The organism is Streptosporangium amethystogenes, from assembly GCF_000721075.1.
Taxonomy (GTDB): Bacteria; Actinomycetota; Actinomycetes; order Streptosporangiales; family Streptosporangiaceae; genus Streptosporangium; species Streptosporangium amethystogenes.
In genome coordinates this window covers 485,579-504,278 of the sequence record NZ_JOEQ01000005.1, presented here as the reverse complement: position 1 = coordinate 504,278, position 18,700 = coordinate 485,579, and the positions used below count along the sequence as shown (strand labels likewise).

Genomic DNA, 18,700 nt, shown 5'->3' with positions numbered 1-18,700 from the left:
TCCAGCTCGATGCCCTAGAGGCGGCCGGTCAGGCCGACCGGGATCATGCCGAGCCTGCGGCAGACCGCCACGGAGGCGTCGTTGCCCGGCATGACGAGGACGCGGGCCTCACCGATCGAGGAAAAGACCGCGCCCGCTGTTCTCTTCGGCGGCATCCCGTGCCAGAATTTCATGGGGTGATGAATTATGGCTCGGAACACATGTGTGATCGCCGGGGGTGGTCCCGCCGGGGCGATGCTCGCGCTACTGCTGGCCAGGGCCGGCGTCGAGGTGACGCTCCTGGAGAAGCACGGCGACTTCCTGCGCGACTTCAGGGGCGACACCATCCATCCGTCGACCCTGCAGATCCTCGACGAGCTCGGCCTGGCCGAGGAATTTCACCGGCTCCCGCACCGCAAGGTTTACGGGCTGGAGGTCCAGACCGACGACACCACGGTGCCAATCGCCGACCTGTCAGGACTTAAAGGCAAATATCAGTACATCGCTTTCGTGCCGCAGTGGGAGTTCCTCGACCTGCTGACCAGTGCCGCCGCCAGGTATCCGAACTTCCACCTCCTGATGAAGTCCGAGGTCCACGGAGTGATCCGCGAAGGCGACGCGGTGCGCGGGGTGCGCTACCGGGACGCCTCCGGCGAGCACGAGCTGCGCGCGACGCTCACCGTGGCCGCCGACGGCCGCCGCTCCGACGTGCGTGAGGCCGCCGGACTGGTCCCCGTGGAGCACGGGGCCCCGATGGACGTGGTCTGGTTCCGGCTGCCGCGCGAGCCCACCGACTCCGAGGCGACGTTCCTGCGGGTGTCGGCGGGTCACCTGATGGTGTCGATCAACCGCGAGACCTACTGGCAGCTCGCCTACGTGATCCCCAAGGACGGCTTCGAGGCACTGCGCTCGGCGGGGATGGCGGCGCTGCGCGAGCAGGTCACCAGACTCCTGCCCTTCCTGGCGGACCGGGTAGGACTGCTGTCCGGCTTCGAGGACGTCAGCGTGCTGTCGGTCGCGCTCAACCGGCTGCGCCGCTGGCACCGGCCGGGGTTGCTGGTCATCGGTGACGCCGCGCACGCCATGTCGCCGGTCTTCGGCGTCGGCATCAACCTGGCCGTGCAGGACGCGGTCGCCGCCGCGAACCTGCTGGCCGGACCGCTCGCCGCCGGGGCCGAGATCCCCGAGCCGCTGCTCGCGAGGGTCCAGCGGCGGCGTACCCCGCCCACCGTGATCACCCAGTTCGCCCAGCGTGTCGTCCAGAACCGGCTGATCCGGCCGGCGCTGACCGAGCGCGCCCGCCCGGTGCGGCTGCCGCGCGATGTCTCCCGCCTTCCCGTACTGGGCCCGCTGGCCAGACGCTTCATCGGCCTGGGCGTCCTGCCCGAGCACGTCGCCGATCCCGCGGGGTCTCACCAGGCATAAAGACCTTCTCACCATGTGGACAATCGGGTCCGTTCGCACAGCCGGTTGCAATAGCCTGGTATGTCGTGAGCATCAACCTCGATTCCTGGCGGCAGCTGCCTGCGGTGCAGCAGCCCGTGTGGCCTGACCGCGGCGAGCTGGACAAGGTCGTCACCGAGCTGAAGGGACTCCCGCCCCTCGTCTTCGCGGGCGAGTGCGACAACCTCAAGGCGGACCTGGCGGCGGTGACACGGGGCGAGGCCTTCGTCCTGCAGGGCGGAGACTGCGCCGAGACCTTCGCCGGAGCCACCGCCGACGACGTGCGCAACAAGCTCAAGACGCTGCTCCAGATGGCGATCGTGCTCACCTACGCGGCCAAGGTCCCGGTGGTGAAGATCGGCCGCATGGCCGGGCAGTTCGCCAAGCCCCGCTCGAAGAACACCGAGATCCGTGACGGCGTCGAGCTGCCCGCCTACCGGGGCGACATGGTCAACGGCTTCGACTTCACCGCCGACTCCCGCATCCCCGACCCGGGGCGGCTGCTGCGCGCCTACCACTCCTCCGCGGTGACGCTCAACCTGGTCCGCGCCTTCACCAAGGGCGGCTACGCCGACCTGCGCCAGGTGCACGCCTGGAACCAGGACTTCGTGGGCGAGTCCCCGGCCGGCAAGCGCTACGAGCAGCTCGCCCGCGAGATCGACCAGGCGCTGGCCTTCATGCGCGCCTGCGGGGCGGAGCCCGAGGAGTTCCACACCGTGGAGTTCTACTCCTCGCACGAGGCGCTGATCCTCGACTACGACCAGGCGCTCACCCGGATCGACTCGCGGACCGGCAAGCCGTACGACGTCTCGGCGCACATGGTCTGGATCGGCGAGCGCACCCGCCAGCTCGACGGCGCGCATGTCGAGTTCTTCGCCAGCATCCGCAACCCGATCGGCGTCAAGCTCGGCCCGACGACCAGCGCCGAGGACGCCCTCGCGCTGATCGAGAAGCTCAACCCCGACAACGAGGCGGGGCGTCTGACCTTCATCACCCGGATGGGCGCGACGAAGATCCGTGACCACCTCCCCGAGCTGGTGGAGAAGGTGACCGCGAGCGGCGCCCAGGTGGCGTGGATCTGCGACCCCATGCACGGCAACACCTTCGAGGCGCCCAGCGGCCACAAGACCCGCCGCCTGGACGACGTCCTGAATGAGGTGGCGGGCTTCTTCGAGGTGCACCGCGCGCTCGGCACCCACCCGGGCGGCGTCCACATCGAGTTCACCGGCGACGACGTCACCGAGTGCGTGGGCGGCGGTGCCGAGATCGTCGAGGACGACCTGGCCCGGCGCTACGAGACGGCCTGCGACCCGCGTCTCAACCGCGGCCAGTCGCTCGACCTGGCCTTCCGGGTGGCCGAGCTCTACCGCTCGGTCTGACACCCGTCCTCGCGGCCCGGCCTCTTCGAAGGGTCCCGGGCCGCGAGGAGGTCGAATCCACGCGAACGATCGAGAGGCCGCGAGGCCGTTCCCGGCCCGCTGAGGCGATCTCTGAGCACAGGAAAGCCCCGCGCCACCGGACGTGCGCGGGGCTCTCCCGAGCGGTGTCAGCCTTTCTGGACACCGAGTTCGTTGGCGAGCTCGGCGCGGATCGCGTCCATGTCGAGTGCGCGGACCTGGCCGATGAGGTCCTCGAGAGCGGGCTCGGGCAGCGCGCCCGGCTGGGCGAAGACGACGATGCCGTCCCGGATGGCCATGATCGTCGGGATCGACGTGATCTCGAATCCCTGAGCGAGGGCCTGCTCGGCCTCGGTGTCGATCTTGCCGAACTTGATGTCCGTGTGCTTCGCGGAGGACTTCTCGAAAATCGGCCCGAAGGTGCGGCACGGTCCGCACCAGGCCGCCCAGAAGTCCAGCAGGACGATCCCCTCATCGGCGATGTCGTTGAAGTTCTTCTCGGTTACCTCGATGGTGGCCACCGGTGGCTCCTTCTGTCGTTCACGTCTGTATGGCTGGCATAACCACTTCCCGTCCACGCGCATTCCATCCCGGCGGCCTCCGCCCCCTCTCGAACCGGGGTCCCGGGAGGTCGTCGCCCGCGGGGGCCGGGGCCCCGGGCTCGTCGCGCCCCCCGGCGCTCGCCGGCGTGCGCGGGAGGACGCCGGCAGCCACTCTCCGTGTCTCGCCGAGCCGTACGGAAACACGATGGTCGTCGCGGAGCTGTCCGGCCCGCCGGCCTCTCAGGGTGGGAACGGGCGAATGGCCCGGTGCCGATCGGCACCGGGCCACCATCTGTCGGTTCCCGCCGGCCTACAGGGTGAGGCCGACGACCACGGGGTCGTGGTCGGAGGCGCGGAAGGCGTCGGGCCTGTACAGGCCCGGCGGGTTGTACTCGAGGTTGTAGTCGTAGATCCGGCTCTCATCGGAGTTGATGTGCCAGATCGTCGCGCTGGTCACCCGCTTGAGCAGGTCCTTACCGACCAGGGCGTGGTCCAGCTCGCCGAGCTGGCCCTCGTACAGGTAGCTGTAGCGCAGCGGCTCGGGGACGAACCTCTCGGTCGTGCTGCTGAGGCCACCGGCCTGCAGGACGTCCATCGGGTCCTCCTCGCCGTAGGCGTTGAGGTCGCCGAGCACCATCGGGTTGGTCAGCTTCAGGTCCTTGATCAGACCCAGCGTGGCCTGTGCCTGGCGTACGCGCTCGCCGTTGTAGCAGCTCTGCCCGTCGCCCTGGTCGGCGTCGGGGCCCACGGCCTCTTCGTCACAGCCCTTGGACTTGTAGTGGTTGACCAGCACGGTGAAGGACTTACCGCCCTGGACCCGACGGAAGGTCTGGATCAGCGGGGGCCGCCGGAAGACCGGGTCGGTGGAGGACTGCGCCGCACCCACCAGCTGGACCTTGGCCGGCTTGTAGATCATCGCGACCTGGATCACGTCGGTGCCCGGGTAGGGGTGGCTGAGTGCCGCATAGGTACCCGCGCCGACCTCGGCGTTGAGCGCGTCGACCAGGGCCTGAATCGCGGTCTGGCCGTTGTTCTGGATCTCCATGAGGCCGACCACGTCGGCGTTGACCCCCTTGAGGGCGGCGACCAGCTTGGTGAGCTGGCGCTTCTGCTCGTCGGGATTGCTCGCACCGCGCGAGCGGAGGGTGGTGAACCAGTTGAGCGCGTTGAAGCTGGCCACCTTGACGTTGCCGATGACCGGGAACGGGGCGGGCAGGCGCGGGTTGAGCGACAGGAAGTTGAGCGGCTTGGTCGGCTGGAGCCGGTACTTGCCGAAGCCGTACCCCATGACGCCGGTGACGCCGAAGGCGGTGTCCCCCAGGCGGAGGCGCCGGTCGACGTAGGGGATCACCGGCGGGTTCTCCACCGTGGAGGCGTCGTCCACCAGCAGGCTGCGCCGCGCGTTCTTGGCCGTCGTCACGCCCGGCCGGTCGGTCGGCTGGAAGATGCGTCCCTCGGAGGAGACGGTGATCTCGCCGTACCGGCCCAGGGTGTAGTGGTCGCTGAGGGTGAGCGGCTCGGGGAAGGTGACGAGCATGTTCTCGACGGACTCGAAGGTGGTGCCCTCGGCGCGGGGCAGGCTCTGCTTGGCGGGTGCGACGGTGCCCGTGCCGCAGACGTCCACCGCGGTGACCGGTGACAGCTCGGTCCAGCCGCTGAACTCCACGACCCTGCCGGTGACCAGGACCCGGTCGCCGACCTTGACGTCCTTGAAGGAGCTGCGGGCGAAGGCGAACAGGGCCTCGGAGGTGGCCGGGTCGGCGTCCGGGGTCGGGTCCTGGAAGAAGAACCCGCTGAGCTGGTTCGTCTCCTGGAAGTCGGCGGTCACGACGCCCTCGACCCGGACGACCTGGCCGGCCAGCGGGCTGACGTCACCACTCCCCTGCACCTGGGCGATCTGGTGGGTGACCGGGATCTCACACGGCTCCCCCGTCGGGGTGGGGGTCGGCGTGGGCTCCACCGTGGGTTCCACGGTCGGGGTGGGGGTCGGTGTCGGGGTCGGCGTGGGCTCGACGTCGCCGCACGGCACGGCGTCGGTGGCCCGGTTGCGCGGTGCGGGTGCCGCGGCCTCCACGTCGGCACCGTTGTCGTCGGTGTCGGCGCAGCCGTGGTCCTTGCGCGACCCCGCCGTGGTGGCCGAGAGCCCGGGGGCCACGGTGCCCTCGAAGTAGTTGGCGGTGCCGTAACCGATCAGGTCGGCGATCAGTGCCGTCTGCTCCGGGGCGCACGGGGCCGAGCCGCCGTTGCACGCCAGGCCCTGGTCCGAGCGGACAAGGGCCACCTTGCCCGCGGAGCCGCTCAGGTTGATCGTCCCGGTGCCGTCCGGGGCGGGCAGCGGCGAACCGTTGGTGCCGCCGGCCAGCTGGAGGAGGTGGTACTGACCGGGCGCGAGCGTGCCCGTCAGGGGGACGACCGGGTTGGCTCCGAAGTTCCCGGTGCCGGTGGCGCTGGCGTACTGGACGGACCAGCCGTCCAGTACCACGGGTGCGGCGCTGCGGTTGAACAGCTCGACATAGTCATTGGTGAGTGGCGCGCCGGCGCTACCGCCACCACCGTAGACCTGGCTGATGACGACGGTGCCCGGCTCCGCCAGGGCTGGGGACGAGGTGAGGGTCGCGACGCCGGTGGCGGCGAGGCCGACGGTCACGAGGGCGGCGAACGCCCGGGATAAAGCACGCATGACCGGGAGCGTAGAGCGGGATGGATCCCAGAACATCCACCCAAAAGTGGATAGGAGGCGAATTCAAGAATCTTGACACTTCATGTCTATCCAGCCCGGTCAGATATGGCTTTCCTTGACCTAGAAGTCGCTTGCCTGGGCGCCTGCGGGTATCACTGCGGTTATGAGAACTCTGGACGTGGGTTGGGACACCTGCGCCGCCTCCCTTGAGTGCGCCGGATCCGCACGGCAGCCCTACGGGCGCTGCCTGGCCCATCTGGACGCCGCCGAACTCGACGAGGTCGTCCGCGGCCTCTCCCCCGGTTCCGCGATCGACCTGCGGGCCACCGTCGTCGGCCAGGATCTGCTGGAGCGAATCCTCTCCGCGACCCGCGGGCGCCTGGGCCGCGCCCGGTTCGACTGGGCGACCTTTCCCGAGAGCGTGCGATTCTGCGACATCGTGTTCGGCGGGGACGTCTCCTTCGACCACGCGCGTTTCCAGCGCCTCGCCTCGTTCTTCAACGCCAGGTTCACCCGCAACGTCTCCTTCAGGGAGGTCAGGTTCGATCGGGAACTCTCCCTGCACGGTGTCACCATCACCGGGCACGCGGCCTTCGACCGGGTGTCCATCGACGGCGACGCGCTGTTCGGAGGAGCGCTTTTCGACCGGACCGCGTCCTTCGAGCAGGCCGACTTCCATGGTTTCGTCACCTTCGACGGCACCGGATTCACCGGCGACGCGACGCTGAGGGGCTGCCGGTTCCGCCGTACCGTGTCGTTTCGCAGGACGAGCTTCGGTGGGCTGGCCGGGTTCGACGGGGCACGCTTCTCGGCGGGCGGTTACCTGGCCCCGATCTCGGTCGGCCGCCACCTGACCCTCGCCGGGGCGTGGGCGGGCAAGGGTCTTGACGTGACCACCGGCGGATGCTCGGTGGACCTGCGGCGCCTGGAGGTGGGCGGGCGGCTGACCGTCAGGCTCGACAACGCGCGGGCCGACCTGGAGGGAGCGACCCTGCGCGGCCCGGCCACGGTGCGGGGCCGGGACGGCGCCCGGGTGACCTCACTGCACGAGGTGGACGCCGAGCAGCTGGAACTCTCCGACCTGGATCTCAGCACCTGCCTCTTCACCGGTATCCGCCACCCCGAGGGACTCCGGCTGAGCGGCTGCGCGCTCGCCGTCGTTCCACGCAGGCCATGGCCGAGACTGCGCTGGTGGCCCCTGCGGCGCGCCCCGAACCATGGCTGAGACCCACCCACAGGTGGCCCGCCACCGACTCCGGGCCTTCTCAGGGTGATCCCCGATGCGAGGTCCCGGACCGGTGACCAGGATGGGAGCCCCGTACCTTGAACGGGGATCGGGCCGCTGGAGATCATCTGGAGAGCACCATGGCAGGCAGCGGAGTCATCGACGACTACGTGACCGGGCTCGGCCACGCTCTCCGAGGTCCCAGGGGACCCAGGCTCGACATGATCACCGAGGCCCGCGACAGCCTGCTCGACACCGCCGAGGCGCTGGAGGGCGACGGCCTGGAGCGCGAGGAGGCCGAGCGGGCCGCGGTCGAGGAGTTCGGGACGATCGAGGAGATCGCGCCGGGTTACCAGGAGGAGCTGTCCATCGCGGCGGGCCGCAGACTGGCCGTCGTGCTGTTCCTCACCGTGCCGCTCACCACGGCCATGTGGAGCCTGATCTGGAAGGTCTTTCCCGCCGCCCCGATGGCCTACGAGACCAGGCCCGACTGGTTCGTCCCGGTCGCCCGGGGGCTGGACATCCTTCAGATGCTGATCGGCGTGCTCGGCGGGGTCGCGCTGTTCGCGCTGGGCCGGGGACTGCGCAGGATCAGACGGCCCCGGCTCGTCACCCGGTTCCTCGGCCTGCTCGTCTGGGCGATGCTGCCGGTCATGCTCGCGCTGTCCGGGGCACTGATGTTCGGCTCCAGCGGGCCGGACGGCTTCGGCGACTACCTGCCGGGGGCCGGTGTGGCGCTGATGAGCCTCCTGTTCTGGGGCCTGCAACTCTACGGCGCCTTCACATGCCTGAGCCTCACCCGTCGCGCCCCCTTCCCCGCCCGCGTGTAGTCCCCGCCGGGCGTCAGCGGGTGGTCCGCGGCTCCAGGACGCTGCCGATGGCTCCGGCGAACCGCTGCCAGGCGGAGCGCTCGCCGGCGAGGGCCGCGCGCCCCGAGGAGGTCAGCCGGTAGGTGCGCCGCTTACGCCCGCCCACCGTGGCCCACTCGCTGGCCAGATGTCCCGCCTGCTCCAGTCGGCGCAGCGCCGGGTAGACCGTGCCCGTCGGCACGTTCAGCGCGCCGCCACTGCGTGCCTGGAGCGCCTCGATGATCGCGTAGCCGTGCAGCGGTTCGTGCTCCAGCACGGAGAGCAGCAGGGCGTCCATGTGGCCGCGGAGCGCGTCGGTGTTCACGCGATCGTCTCCGCGGGCCGGACGGATCCCTCGTCGCCGCACCAGGCGGCCCGTTCGCTTCGCTCACTCACGTCGTCAGCCTACCTTTCGCATAGGCATCCTACATGTAGGCATTCTACATGTAGGGTGTCTATAGGTAGACAGACATAACAACGGAGGTGAGAGTGTGGACGTGCTCGACCTGGCCCGGACGCAGTTCGCCGTGACGGGAAGCCTTCACTTCCTGTTCGTCGTACTGACCCTGGGCCTGGCCCCCCTGATCGCGATCACGCACACCCGCTACGCCGTCACCGGCAGGCCGGTCCACGAGCGGGCGACCCGCTTCTGGGGCCAGATCTATGTGATCAACTACGCGCTCGGCATCCTCACCGGGCTGGTGATGGAGTTCCAGTTCGGCCTGAACTGGAGCGGCCTCTCGCACTACGCCGGGGACGTCTTCGGGGCGCCGCTCGCCATCGAGACGCTCGGCGCGTTCTTCCTGGAATCCACCTTCCTGGGCCTGTGGATCTTCGGCTGGCACCGGCTGCCCAAATGGCTCCATCTGGCGTGCATCTGGGCGGTGACGCTGACCGCCTACGCCTCCGCCCTCTGGATCATGGCGGCCAACTCGTTCCTGCAGAACCCCGCCGGGGCCGTGGAGCGGGACGGCCACCTGGTGCTCACCGACTTCGGCGCGCTGCTCACCAACCCGACGCTGACCATGGCGCTGCCGCACGTGCTCGGCGCGGGCCTGTGGACCGGCGGTTTCGTGGTGCTGGGAGCCAGCGCGTACCAGCTGTTCAGACGCACCCCCGAGCGGGAGCTCTTCACGAGCTCACTCCGCACGGGAGTGATCACCTCTTTCGTCGGCTCGCTGATCACGGTCGGCTTCGGCTACGCCCAGTTCGGCGCGATCTCCGGGGTACAGCCGGACAAGTTCGACGGCGGGGTACTGCCGGGGCTGGGGCTCGGCTTCATGATCATGATCGGCCAGTTGCTGCAGTTCGTCATCATGTTCGCGCTGACGCCGGCCGTGTACTGGCTGCCGCGCTGGCGCTGGGCGCACCCCCTGCTGATGGCGATGACCCCGCTGCCCTTCATAGCGGCGATCCTCGGCTGGCTGGCCAGGGAATCGGGGCGGCAACCCTGGCTGATCAACGGCAGGCTGACCGTCGCCGACGCCATGTCCCCGGGACTCACCTCGGGGATGGTCACCGTCTCGCTCATCGCCTTCGGCGGCGTGCTCGGCCTGCTCGCGCTCGTCGACTACCTGCTGATCGCCCGTACCGTACGGCGCGGGCCCGCCGCCGCCACCCTCGGCGCGGGCGCCCCCGCCGATCCCAACGAGCGCGCGCACGCGCTCAGCTACTAGGGAGCCGACCGTGGACATCCTCTGGCTGGGCGTGTTCGCCCTCCTGCTGATCGGCTACTTCGCCCTGGAGGGCTTCGACATCGGGGCGGGCATGCTGCTGCCCGTGCTCGGCAGGACGCAACGGGACCGGGACGAGATCGTCACCGCCATGGCGCCGTTCGTCCTGGCGGGCGAGGTGTGGCTGGTGGCCGTGGCGGGCGTGCTGTTCGGCGCCTTCCCCGCGATCGAGGGAGAGGTACTGTTCGGCCTCTACCCACTGGTGGTGCTGCTGCTGGTGTCGTGGACCCTGCGCGACGCCGGGCTCTGGTTCCGCCGCCGTGCCGACGGGAGCGCATGGCGTACGACCTGGGACTGGGCGATCTGTGCCGGCTCCTGCGGCCTGGCACTGAGCTGGGGCATGGCACTGGTCGCGCTGGCCGGCGGCCTGTCGGGGCCGGCGATCGGCCTGCTCGAGCCGGCGGGCGCCCTGGTGATGGCCGCGCTGTTCGCCCTGCACGGCTGGACGTTCCTGTCCTGGCGGCTGCCCGGGCGGGTGACCGGGGCGCGCCGCACCGGATGGGCGCTCCTGGGCTCGGCGTGCGCCGCGGCCGCGCCCGTCTCGGTGCTGCTCGCCGTGCTCGCCCCCTGGCTTCTGGACCACATGGCGCCCGCCGGTACGTTAAGTGTGCTGAGTGTCATGATTCTGCCGTTCGCACCGATCATGGTGGGTGCGCAAGTATGGGTATGGCGGATGTTCGGTCCAGGGCGTGCCGCCGATCGGATTCCGTCGTTCTTCTGAGGTCTCTAGGGTTGGCATGCACAAGGATCTGGTACGGCTGGCGTTGAGCGAGCGGGCGGTCCGCCGCCACCTGGCCGTGTGCCTGGCCGCCGCCGTCCTGGCCGGACTGCTCGTCCTCGGCCAGGCGGAACTGCTCGCCGGGGTGCTGTCCGGACGGTTCGAGACCTCCGCCCTGATCCTGCTGGCGCTGGTCGTCGGCGTCCGGGCGCTGTTCGCCCTGGTGCAGGGGGTCGCCGCCGGACGGATGAGCAGCGGGGTGAAGTCCGCCCTGCGGCACCGTCTGCTGGCGCGGCTGCAGGCACTCGGCCCCACCAGGCCGGCCTCGGTGCGCTCGGGAGAGCTGGTGACCCTGACCGGCCGCGGTCTGGACGCCCTCGACCCCTACCTGTCGGGCTACCTGCCCGCGGTGGCGGTCGCGGGCGTCGTGCCGATCGCGGTGCTCGTCCGGCTCTTCACCGCCGACCTGGCCAGCGCGGTGATCGTGCTGGTCACACTGCCGCTCATCCCGATCTTCGGGGCGCTGGTCGGCATGCACACCAAGGCCGTCACCGAACGCCAGTGGAAGGCCCTGTCCCGCCTCGGCGGGCACTTCCTGGACGTGGTCCGGGGCCTTCCCACGCTGCGCGCCTTCGGCCGGGCCCGCTACCAGGCCGAGGTGATCCAGCGGGTGGCCGCCGCCCACCGGGTCGCGACGATGCGCACGCTGCGGGTGGCCTTCCTGTCCTCGCTGGTGCTGGAGCTGGCCGCGTCGCTCTCACTGGCCCTGGTCGCCGTGCCGGTGGGCCTGCGGCTGCTGTCGGGCTCTCTCGACCTGTCGACCGCGCTGCTGGTCCTGCTCCTGGCGCCCGAGGCGTACCTGCCGCTGCGCAACATGGGCAGCAGGTTCCACGCGGCGATGGAGGGCGTCGCCGCCGCCGACGAGGCGTTCGCCGTGCTCGACGGCCACGCGGAGGCTCCCGGTGGCGCGCCCGCCACCTGGCACCCGGACCCCGGAGCGGCGACGGCACCGGAGATCCGGCTGGAGCATGTCACGGTGCGCTACCCGGGCCGTACGGAGGCCGCGTTGGAGGACGTGTCGCTGGTGATCGCCCCCGGCGAGCGGGTGGCCCTGGTCGGCGAGAGCGGCGCGGGCAAGAGCACCCTGCTCCACCTGCTGCTCGGCTTCGTCACCCCCGCCGAGGGCCGGGTGCTCGTCGACGGCGCCGAGATCGGCGGCCACGACTCCTGGCGGGCACGCCTGGCGTTCGTCCCCCAGCGCCCGCACCTCTTCGCCACCTCGGTGGCCGACAACATCAGGCTTGGCGCCACCGGCGCGACGATCGACGAGGTCAGGGCCGCGGCGCGGGCCGCGCAGGCGGAGGAGTTCATCCTGGCGCTGCCCGAGGGCTACGACACGGTGCTCGGCGAGCGCGGGACGAACCTGTCGGCAGGGCAGCGGCAGCGGGTCGCGCTCGCCCGCGCGTTCTGCCGCCCGGGAGCCGGACTGCTCCTGCTGGACGAGCCGACCGCGCGGCTCGACGGTCGCAGCGAGAGCGCGGTGGTGAGCGCGACCCGCGACCTCGCCGAGGGCCGCACCGCCGTGATCGTCGCCCACCGGCCCGCGATGATCGAGCTGGCCGACCGGGTGATCAGGATCGCCGACGGCCGCGTGGTGGCCGGGGCACGAGAGGAGATCGCCTCCCCATGACCGATGTCAACGAGGTCCTGGCGGGCAGGACCCGCGGGCGGATGACCCTTGCCGTGGCGGCGGGGGCTGCGGCCGAACTGGCCGGGCTCGGGCTGATCGGGTCCGCCGGGTGGCTCATCACCAGGGCAGCCGAGCAGCCGCCGCTGGCGGCGCTGAGCGTGGCGATCGTCGGGGTCAGGGCGTTCGCGACGACCAAGGGGGTCTTCCGGTATGGGGAGCGGCTGGCCGGGCACGACGTGGCACTGCGAGCCCAGGCGACGACCAGGGAGCGGCTCTACCAGGCGCTCATCCCCGCGCGACCGCTGAACCAGCGGGGGGCCGACCTGCTCAGCCGCATGGTCGACGACACCGACGCGGTACAGGACCTGCTCGTACGGTGCCTGCTTCCGGCCGCCGCGGCGCTGGTCACCGGTGTGGCCGCGATGGTGGTCGGGCTGTTCCTGCTCCCGGCCGCGGCGCTGGTGCTGCTGGCCGGGCTGCTGGTGGCCGGAGTACTGATCCCCGCGGGCACGGCCGCCGCCGCGCGGCGCTGGTCGGCGCGGATCGCCCCCGCACGGGCCGACCTGGCGGCCCGGGTCGCCGACCTGGTGCACGGCGCGGCCGACCTGGCCGCCTACGGGGCGAACGAGAGGGCACTGGCCGCCGCCGCCGAGGCCGACACCCGGCTGGCGGCGCTGGAGCGCCGGCAGGCACGGGCGAACGCGGTGGCCTCCGCCCTGGGCGTACTCACCCAGGGCCTGACCGTGGCGGCGATCGTCTGGGTGGCGCAGAACTCCGGGGCGGGCTCCGTGGCCACCGCGGTGCTCGCGCTGACCTCGCTGGTCTCCTTCGAACCGGTGCTGCCGATGGCCTCGGCCGCCGAGCGGCTGACCGGGGTGCTCGCCGCCCTGCGCCGCCTGCGGGAGGTCGGCGCGGGCGCTCCGGCGGTGGTGGAGCCGGCCACCGCGGCCGAGGTGCCCGCCGGGGCGCCGACCATTGAGATCAAGGACCTGGTGGTCCGGCACGGCGCCGACCGCGCCCCCGCACTGGACGGCCTCAGCCTCACCCTCACCCCCGGCAGGCGGGTCGCCCTGGTCGGCCCCAGCGGTGCCGGCAAGAGCACCCTGCTGTCCGCCCTGATGCGCCTGGTCGAGCCCGAGTCGGGGACGATCAGGGTCAGCGGGGTGGACGTCCGGGAGCTGGCGTCCGACGACGTCCGGCGGGTGATGACCGGGCTGACCCAGGACCCGTACGTGTTCCAGGCCTCGGTACGGGACAACCTGCGGCTGGCCGGCCCCGAGGCCTCGGAGGAGGAACTCACCGAGGCCCTGCGGCGGGCACGCCTGGAACGCTGGGTGGAGCGGACCGGCTGGGACGCCGTTCTCGGGGAGGACGGGCGGACGGTGTCCGGTGGGCAGCTGCAACGGCTGGCGCTGGCCCGGGCAGTGCTGAACGACCCGCCGGTACTGCTGCTGGACGAGCCCGCCGAGGCGCTGGACGAGACGACGGCGGACGCGCTGATGGCCGACCTGCTGGACGCCACCCATGGCCACACGACACTGCTCGTCACCCACCGCCTGCGCGGGCTGGAGCGGGTGGACGAGATCGTCGTGCTGGAGAACGGCTCGGTGACGCAGCGGGGCAGCCACCAGGAACTGGTCTCCTCTCCCGGCTACTACCGCGACCTGTGGCACTCCGAGGCGTTGACCGCCGGCCGGTGAGGTTGCGGTAACCACGCCCGGAGGGCCGGCACGGGTCCGTTGAGCTCCACATCCCGCGGGTTCTCTCCTCAAGCCACCTTGGGGGTGGCACGCACACCCAGGTGGATGTACCGCGAGCCCCCGGGGAGTTCGTAGAACACCGCCGACAGCCACCGCGGCTCTCCTTCCGGGCGGCCGACGAAGGTGACGTCGTCCACCGGCACGAGATCGAACTCCATGGGCGGCCGCAGCCCGGCGAGGGCTCCGGTGGCCGCGCCGTACAGCGAGAGCCTGCCCTCGCGGACCGTCAGCGTCATCCGGCTGCCCGCCCGCTCGTACACGCCGGCGTACCGCTCGACGTCGGTCTCGAACGGCTCGGCCGGCGGTCCCAGCACGGGCGGCACGGCCAGGCCGAGCAGCTCGTCGAAGAGCTCGGTGGCCAGGGCGTGCTGAAACGCGGCGCTGTGGCCGCCGTTGGCCAGCACACAGACGACCGTCTCGGTGTCGGGGACCACCCAGAGCATGGCCGCCTGACCGACGGTGTTGCCGCCGTGGGAGATGATCCGGCGCCCCTGCCACTCGTCCAGGATCCAGCCCAGACCCCACTGCTTCCCGAGGGTGTGCGGGTTGGGGATGTCCACCTGCGGCTCCCACATCGCCCGCGGGTCGGCGAGCAGCCCGGTGCCCAGGTGCGCGCGGGCGAAGGCCACGACGTCGGCGGGACGCGCGCAGATCAACCCCGCCGGGCCGCAGGAGCGCATCAGGCCCCAGACGGGAGCGGGCGCACCGTCGAAGTGGCCCATGGCGCCGCGGAAGCGCAGCACGTCCTCCGGCAGGGTCCAGGTGTGGGTCAGGCCGAGCGGCTCGACGATCTGCTCGCGCAGCGCGGCGTCCCACCCCTTGCCGGTGAGACGCTCGACGACGCGCCCGGCGACGATGAAACCCGAGTTGCAGTACGACTGGGTGGCGCCGAGGGGGTGGTTCTGCGCGAGGCCCGCGCAGGCCTCGACGTACTTCTCGATGCAGTCGTCACCGCGGCCGGTGTCGAGGAACAGGTCCCCGTCGATGCCGGAGGTGTGCGAGAGCAGGTGCCTGACGGTGACGGTCCTGGTCACCTCGGGGTCGGCGACCCGGAACTCCGGCAGGACCTCGGCGACCGGGGTGTCGAGCGTCAGCTCGCCCCGCTCGACGAGGAGCATGATCTGGGTGGCGGTCCAGAGCTTGGTCACCGAGCCGATCTGGAAGAGCGAGTCGGTGGTCGTCTCCACCCCGGTCTCCACGTTGAGCACGCCCGCGGCGAACTCGTGCGTCTCCCCCTCGTGCAGGAGGGCCAGGCTCGCGCCGGGAACCTGGTACTCGGTGATCAGCTCGGCGAGACGGGCCTGCCGGCGACCGGGATCCACTGCTCCAGCCATTCGACGATCCTTTGTGTCGTTCTCCGATCGCCTCGCGGGAGCGCCTGCCCCGGAAACGGGGGAACCCCGCGCGACGAACCACTGAGACGGATGTGCCGCCGGGTGGCCACCCGGCGGCACATCCGTCGAGTAACCCTACTCGCCGGTCTTCTCGGTGAGGGTCACCGTGACGGTCTGGGGCTGCCCGTCCCTGACGTAGGCGACGGTCACCTGCTGGCCGGGCTTGAAGCCGCGGACGGCCCCGACCACGGTGGCCGCCCCGTCCACGGGCGTGTCGTTGATCTTGGTGATCAGGTCGCCCTGCCTGATGCCCGCCTTGGCCGCGGGGCTGCCCTCGGTGACCTGGCCGACCAGGGCGCCGCCCGCGTCCCCGGTGGCGTCGGTCACGCTCACACCCAGGAGGGCGTGGGAGACCTTGCCGCTCTTGATGAGCTGCTCGGCGACGTGGCTGGCGGTGTTGATGGGGATGGCGAAGCCGACACCGATGCTGCCCTCCCCGCCGTTGGTGGCGATGGCGGTGTTGATACCCACCACCTGACCGGCGGCGTTGACCAGCGCGCCGCCCGAGTTGCCAGGGTTGATCGCCGCGTCGGTCTGGATGGCGCCCCCGATGGTGGTGGGGCTCTGGCCGCTCTCCTGCGACCTGCCCCAGCCGGGCGGGAGCTGCTGCTGTCCCTGCTCTCCGCCGACGGTGAGCGTGCGGTTCAGCGCGCTGACGATCCCGGCGGTGACCGACCCTGACAGGCCGAGCGGGCTGCCGATGGCGAGCACGGAGTCACCCACCTTGAGCCGGTCGCTGTCGCCGATCGAGGCCTTGGTGAGGTCGGAGACGCCCTCTGCCTTGATGACCGCGAGGTCGGTGGCCGGGTCGGTGCCGACGACCTTCGCGGTGGCGGTCTTGCCGTCGCTGAACTTGACGGTCACCTGGCTGTCCGGGCCTGCCTGGCCGCCGGCCGACACCACGTGGTTGTTGGTCAGGATCAGGCCGTCGGCCGACAGCACCACCCCGGACCCCTCGCCCCCGCCCGCGGCGGTCCTGATCTCGATGGACACCACGGAGGGCTGGACCACCTGGGCGATGTCGGCGACCGTCGTCACGTTGCCGACCGGACTGACGACCGGGCCGGATGACGAGACCACGGTGGCGGAGCCGTTGAGGCTCGTCGCGACGAAGGCCCCCGCGACCCCGCCCCCGATGGCCATGGCCGCCAGCGCGAGACCGGCGCCGATCTTCTGCCCGGCGGTGAGCCTGCCGCGCTGAGCGGGGACCACCGCCGGTCCTCCGGCCTTCTCGGGAGCCTCGGCGGCGAGCCGCTCCGGCACCGGGTGGATCAACGTCGGCTGCGGTCCGGTCTCCTCACCGGCACGATAGGCGCCGGCGCGCGGCGGCAGCTTGCCGAACTGGGTCCAGCCGTCGTTCCCGGGGGTCGCCTCGGCCGGTGTGTCCTGCTGCTCGTTCCTGTTCGGGTCCATGTCTTCCCCCACGTCCAACATCCCCCCGGTTCGACGGGGTGGAAGCCGGTGCTCACCGGTTGACACAAACGATGCCCGACGGCGTGTAAGCGCAGGTTAAGAGGTTGATCCTGGTGATCGGGATCTCCTGACAACGGCTTTATCAGCCGTGCTCAGCGGGGGTCGCGACCACCCGAAATCACTGGCCCGTCATTTCGGGTCGACCTCGCGCGCCTCTCCCCCGCCGGGCCGGTGAGCGCGGCGACGACGATGTCGCCGCCGCGGCCGGGCGTCAGGAGCCGGCGGGCCAGTACTCGTCGCGCAGCAGGCGCTTGTAGAGCTTCCCGGTGGGGTGCCTGGGCAGTTCCTCGCGGAAGTCGACGGACTTGGGACACTTGTAGGGCGCCAGCTGGGAGCGGCAGTACTCGATCAGCTCGGCTTCCAGCTCCGGGCCCGCCAGGTCCATGGAGGCCGGCTGGACGACCGCCTTGACCTGCTCGCCCATCTCCTCGTCCGGAACGCCGAAGACCGCCACGTCCGCCACCTTGGGATGGACGGACAGGACGTTCTCCGCCTCCTGCGGATAGATGTTGACCCCGCCAGAGATGATCATGTAGGAGCGGCGGTCGGTGAGGTAGAGGAAACCCTCCTCGTCGAGGTAGCCGATGTCACCGAGGGTGGTCCAGCCCCGTCCCAGCGGGTCGCGGGACGCCTCCGTCTTGGCCTCGTCATCGTGGTAGACGAACTGGGGGCCGTCCGAGAAGTAGACGGTGCCGTGCTCGCGCGGCGGCAGCTCGTTGCCCTCCTCGTCGCAGATGTGGGTGACGCCGAGCAGCGGGCGGCCGACCGTTCCCTTGTGTGCGAGCCAGTCCTGCGAGCCGACGTACAGGAAGCCGTTGCCCTCGGTCCCCGCGTAGTACTCGTGGATGATCGGCCCCCACCACTCGATCATCCGTTCCTTGACCGGGACGGGGCAGGGGGCGGCGGCGTGGATCGCGCAGGCCAGCGACGACAGGTCGTAGCGCGCGCGGGTCTCCTCGGGCAGCTTGAGCATCTTGATGAACATGGTCGGCACCCACTGCGAATGGGTGACGGAGTACTTCTCGATGAGCGCGAGCGCCCGCTCCGGGTCGAACCTCTCCATGACGACGATCGTGGCGCCCATCCGCTGGAAGCTCAGGCAGTAGCGCAGCGGGGCGGCGTGGTAGAGCGGAGCCGGGGAGAGGTAGACGCTGTCGGCCGAGGGGGCGAACAGGAACTGGATGAGCTGCAGCAGCGGCCCCGGCTGATCCAGCGGCGCCCTGGAGAGCAGGGGCTTGACACCCTTGGGCCGCCCGGTGGTGCCCGAGGAGTAGAGCATGTCCATCCCCTGGCACTCGTCCTCGACGGGCGTGGCGGGGTGGGCCGCGACGACCTTCTCGTAGGACTCGAAGCCGGGGGCGACACCGTCCAGCATGAGCCTGAGCCCGACCCCGGGCGTGAGATCGGTGATGGAGACCGCCACGTCCGCGAGGGCGGCCGAGGAGATGAAGACCCGGGCCCCGCAGTTGTCGACGATGTAGGCGAGCTCGTCGGTCTTCAGGCGCGAGCTGATGGCCGTGTAGTACAGACCCGAGCGCTGTGCGGCCCAGGCGACCACCAGGAAGAGCGGATGGTTCTCCAGCATGAAGGCGATGTGATCACCCGGTCGCAGGCCGGCTGCGCGGAAGAGCTGGGCGAGGCGGTTGGACTCCTCGTCCAGCTCCCGGTAGGTGACGATCCGCCCGGAGCCCGCCATGATCACAGCGGGCTTGTCCGGCGAAATTGCTGCGATGGCTCCCGGGTGCATGGAGCAGAACATTACTCGGTTTCAGGTTGGGTGAGAAGTACCCGAACACGGCAGGGCCGCGACCTCGCGGA

General features: G+C 70.9%; 15 protein-coding genes. 8 read left to right on the top strand and 7 right to left on the bottom strand.

The features are described from left to right. Nucleotides 1–14: 14 nt before the first annotated feature. The gene (locus IG98_RS52425) at nt 15–173 is read right to left on the bottom strand and encodes a hypothetical protein (protein ID WP_211263926.1); all 159 of its coding nucleotides are present in this window, start codon (nt 171–173) and stop codon (nt 15–17) included. Nucleotides 174–186: 13 nt separating this feature from the next. Between IG98_RS52425 and IG98_RS0110110 the strand changes: the two genes are divergently transcribed. Both IG98_RS0110110 and IG98_RS0110105 read left to right on the top strand, forming a co-directional pair. Beyond that, complete coding sequence (locus tag IG98_RS0110110) at nt 187–1,404, top strand: FAD-dependent oxidoreductase (protein WP_030908928.1); 1,218 nt, start codon at nt 187–189, stop codon at nt 1,402–1,404. A gap of 65 nt (nt 1,405–1,469) precedes the next feature. Beyond that, on the top strand, nt 1,470–2,801 hold the full coding sequence (locus IG98_RS0110105; RefSeq protein WP_030908925.1) for a class II 3-deoxy-7-phosphoheptulonate synthase: 1,332 nt from the start codon (nt 1,470–1,472) through the stop codon (nt 2,799–2,801). Between the two features lie 167 nt (nt 2,802–2,968). On the opposite strand, the gene trxA is transcribed toward IG98_RS0110105, so the two are convergent. Both trxA and IG98_RS0110095 read right to left on the bottom strand, forming a co-directional pair. Beyond that, nucleotides 2,969–3,340, bottom strand: coding sequence for a thioredoxin (gene trxA, locus IG98_RS0110100; RefSeq protein ID WP_030908921.1), 372 nt, complete (start codon nt 3,338–3,340; stop codon nt 2,969–2,971). A 331-nt stretch (nt 3,341–3,671) separates the two neighbouring features. After that, complete coding sequence (locus IG98_RS0110095) at nt 3,672–6,041, bottom strand: ExeM/NucH family extracellular endonuclease (protein WP_030908918.1); 2,370 nt, start codon at nt 6,039–6,041, stop codon at nt 3,672–3,674. Between the two features lie 163 nt (nt 6,042–6,204). Between IG98_RS0110095 and IG98_RS0110090 the strand changes: the two genes are divergently transcribed. Continuing rightward, a complete protein-coding gene (locus tag IG98_RS0110090) occupies nt 6,205–7,266 on the top strand; it encodes a pentapeptide repeat-containing protein (protein WP_084195240.1) in 1,062 nt (353 codons plus the stop codon). A 140-nt stretch (nt 7,267–7,406) separates the two neighbouring features. Beyond that, nucleotides 7,407–8,096 carry a permease prefix domain 1-containing protein gene (locus tag IG98_RS0110085; RefSeq protein ID WP_037969778.1) on the top strand — a complete coding sequence of 230 codons (690 nt, stop codon included), beginning with the start codon at nt 7,407–7,409 and terminating at the stop codon, nt 8,094–8,096. A 13-nt stretch (nt 8,097–8,109) separates the two neighbouring features. Here the strand turns inward: IG98_RS0110085 and IG98_RS0110080 are convergent, their stop codons facing one another. Next, the gene (locus tag IG98_RS0110080) at nt 8,110–8,439 is read right to left on the bottom strand and encodes a PadR family transcriptional regulator (protein WP_030908909.1); all 330 of its coding nucleotides are present in this window, start codon (nt 8,437–8,439) and stop codon (nt 8,110–8,112) included. A 166-nt stretch (nt 8,440–8,605) separates the two neighbouring features. Between IG98_RS0110080 and IG98_RS0110075 the strand changes: the two genes are divergently transcribed. Genes IG98_RS0110075 through cydC form a run of 4 tightly spaced genes read left to right on the top strand, consistent with a single transcriptional unit; the run spans nt 8,606 to nt 13,955 of the window. Next, on the top strand, nt 8,606–9,790 hold the full coding sequence (locus tag IG98_RS0110075; RefSeq protein WP_030908906.1) for a cytochrome ubiquinol oxidase subunit I: 1,185 nt from the start codon (nt 8,606–8,608) through the stop codon (nt 9,788–9,790). Nucleotides 9,791–9,800: 10 nt separating this feature from the next. Then, nucleotides 9,801–10,568: a cytochrome d ubiquinol oxidase subunit II gene (locus IG98_RS0110070; RefSeq protein WP_030908904.1), complete on the top strand. Its 768-nt coding sequence runs from the start codon at nt 9,801–9,803 to the stop codon at nt 10,566–10,568. Between the two features lie 16 nt (nt 10,569–10,584). Next, a complete protein-coding gene (gene cydD / locus IG98_RS0110065; protein ID WP_051751941.1) occupies nt 10,585–12,255 on the top strand; it encodes a thiol reductant ABC exporter subunit CydD in 1,671 nt (556 codons plus the stop codon). After that, nucleotides 12,252–13,955, top strand: coding sequence for a thiol reductant ABC exporter subunit CydC (cydC, locus tag IG98_RS0110060; protein WP_051751940.1), 1,704 nt, complete (start codon nt 12,252–12,254; stop codon nt 13,953–13,955). Before cydD ends, cydC begins: the two co-directional genes overlap by 4 nt. A gap of 68 nt (nt 13,956–14,023) precedes the next feature. Here cydC and IG98_RS0110055 read toward each other — a convergent pair whose 3' ends face one another. From IG98_RS0110055 to IG98_RS0110045, 3 genes are all read right to left on the bottom strand, one after another. Continuing rightward, on the bottom strand, nt 14,024–15,349 hold the full coding sequence (locus IG98_RS0110055) for a serine hydrolase domain-containing protein (RefSeq protein WP_030908892.1): 1,326 nt from the start codon (nt 15,347–15,349) through the stop codon (nt 14,024–14,026). Between the two features lie 135 nt (nt 15,350–15,484). Then, the gene (locus tag IG98_RS0110050; protein WP_245651475.1) at nt 15,485–16,834 is read right to left on the bottom strand and encodes a S1C family serine protease; all 1,350 of its coding nucleotides are present in this window, start codon (nt 16,832–16,834) and stop codon (nt 15,485–15,487) included. A gap of 259 nt (nt 16,835–17,093) precedes the next feature. Further along, on the bottom strand, nt 17,094–18,629 hold the full coding sequence (locus IG98_RS0110045) for an acyl-CoA synthetase (RefSeq protein WP_030908886.1): 1,536 nt from the start codon (nt 18,627–18,629) through the stop codon (nt 17,094–17,096). Nucleotides 18,630–18,700: the final 71 nt, after the last annotated feature.

What these genes read in the sequence shown, in the direction of transcription:
- IG98_RS52425 (WP_211263926.1), bottom strand. Translation starts at nt 173, where the DNA reads ATGAAATTCTGGCACGGGATGCCGCCGAAGAGAACAGCGGGCGCGGTC.
- IG98_RS0110110 (WP_030908928.1), top strand. Translation starts at nt 187, where the DNA reads ATGGCTCGGAACACATGTGTGATCGCCGGGGGTGGTCCCGCCGGGGCG.
- IG98_RS0110095 (WP_030908918.1), bottom strand. Translation starts at nt 6,041, where the DNA reads ATGCGTGCTTTATCCCGGGCGTTCGCCGCCCTCGTGACCGTCGGCCTC.
- IG98_RS0110090 (WP_084195240.1), top strand. Translation starts at nt 6,205, where the DNA reads ATGAGAACTCTGGACGTGGGTTGGGACACCTGCGCCGCCTCCCTTGAG.
- IG98_RS0110085 (WP_037969778.1), top strand. Translation starts at nt 7,407, where the DNA reads ATGGCAGGCAGCGGAGTCATCGACGACTACGTGACCGGGCTCGGCCAC.
- cydD (WP_051751941.1), top strand. Translation starts at nt 10,585, where the DNA reads ATGCACAAGGATCTGGTACGGCTGGCGTTGAGCGAGCGGGCGGTCCGC.
- cydC (WP_051751940.1), top strand. Translation starts at nt 12,252, where the DNA reads ATGACCGATGTCAACGAGGTCCTGGCGGGCAGGACCCGCGGGCGGATG.
- IG98_RS0110055 (WP_030908892.1), bottom strand. Translation starts at nt 15,349, where the DNA reads ATGGCTGGAGCAGTGGATCCCGGTCGCCGGCAGGCCCGTCTCGCCGAG.
- IG98_RS0110045 (WP_030908886.1), bottom strand. Translation starts at nt 18,629, where the DNA reads ATGCACCCGGGAGCCATCGCAGCAATTTCGCCGGACAAGCCCGCTGTG.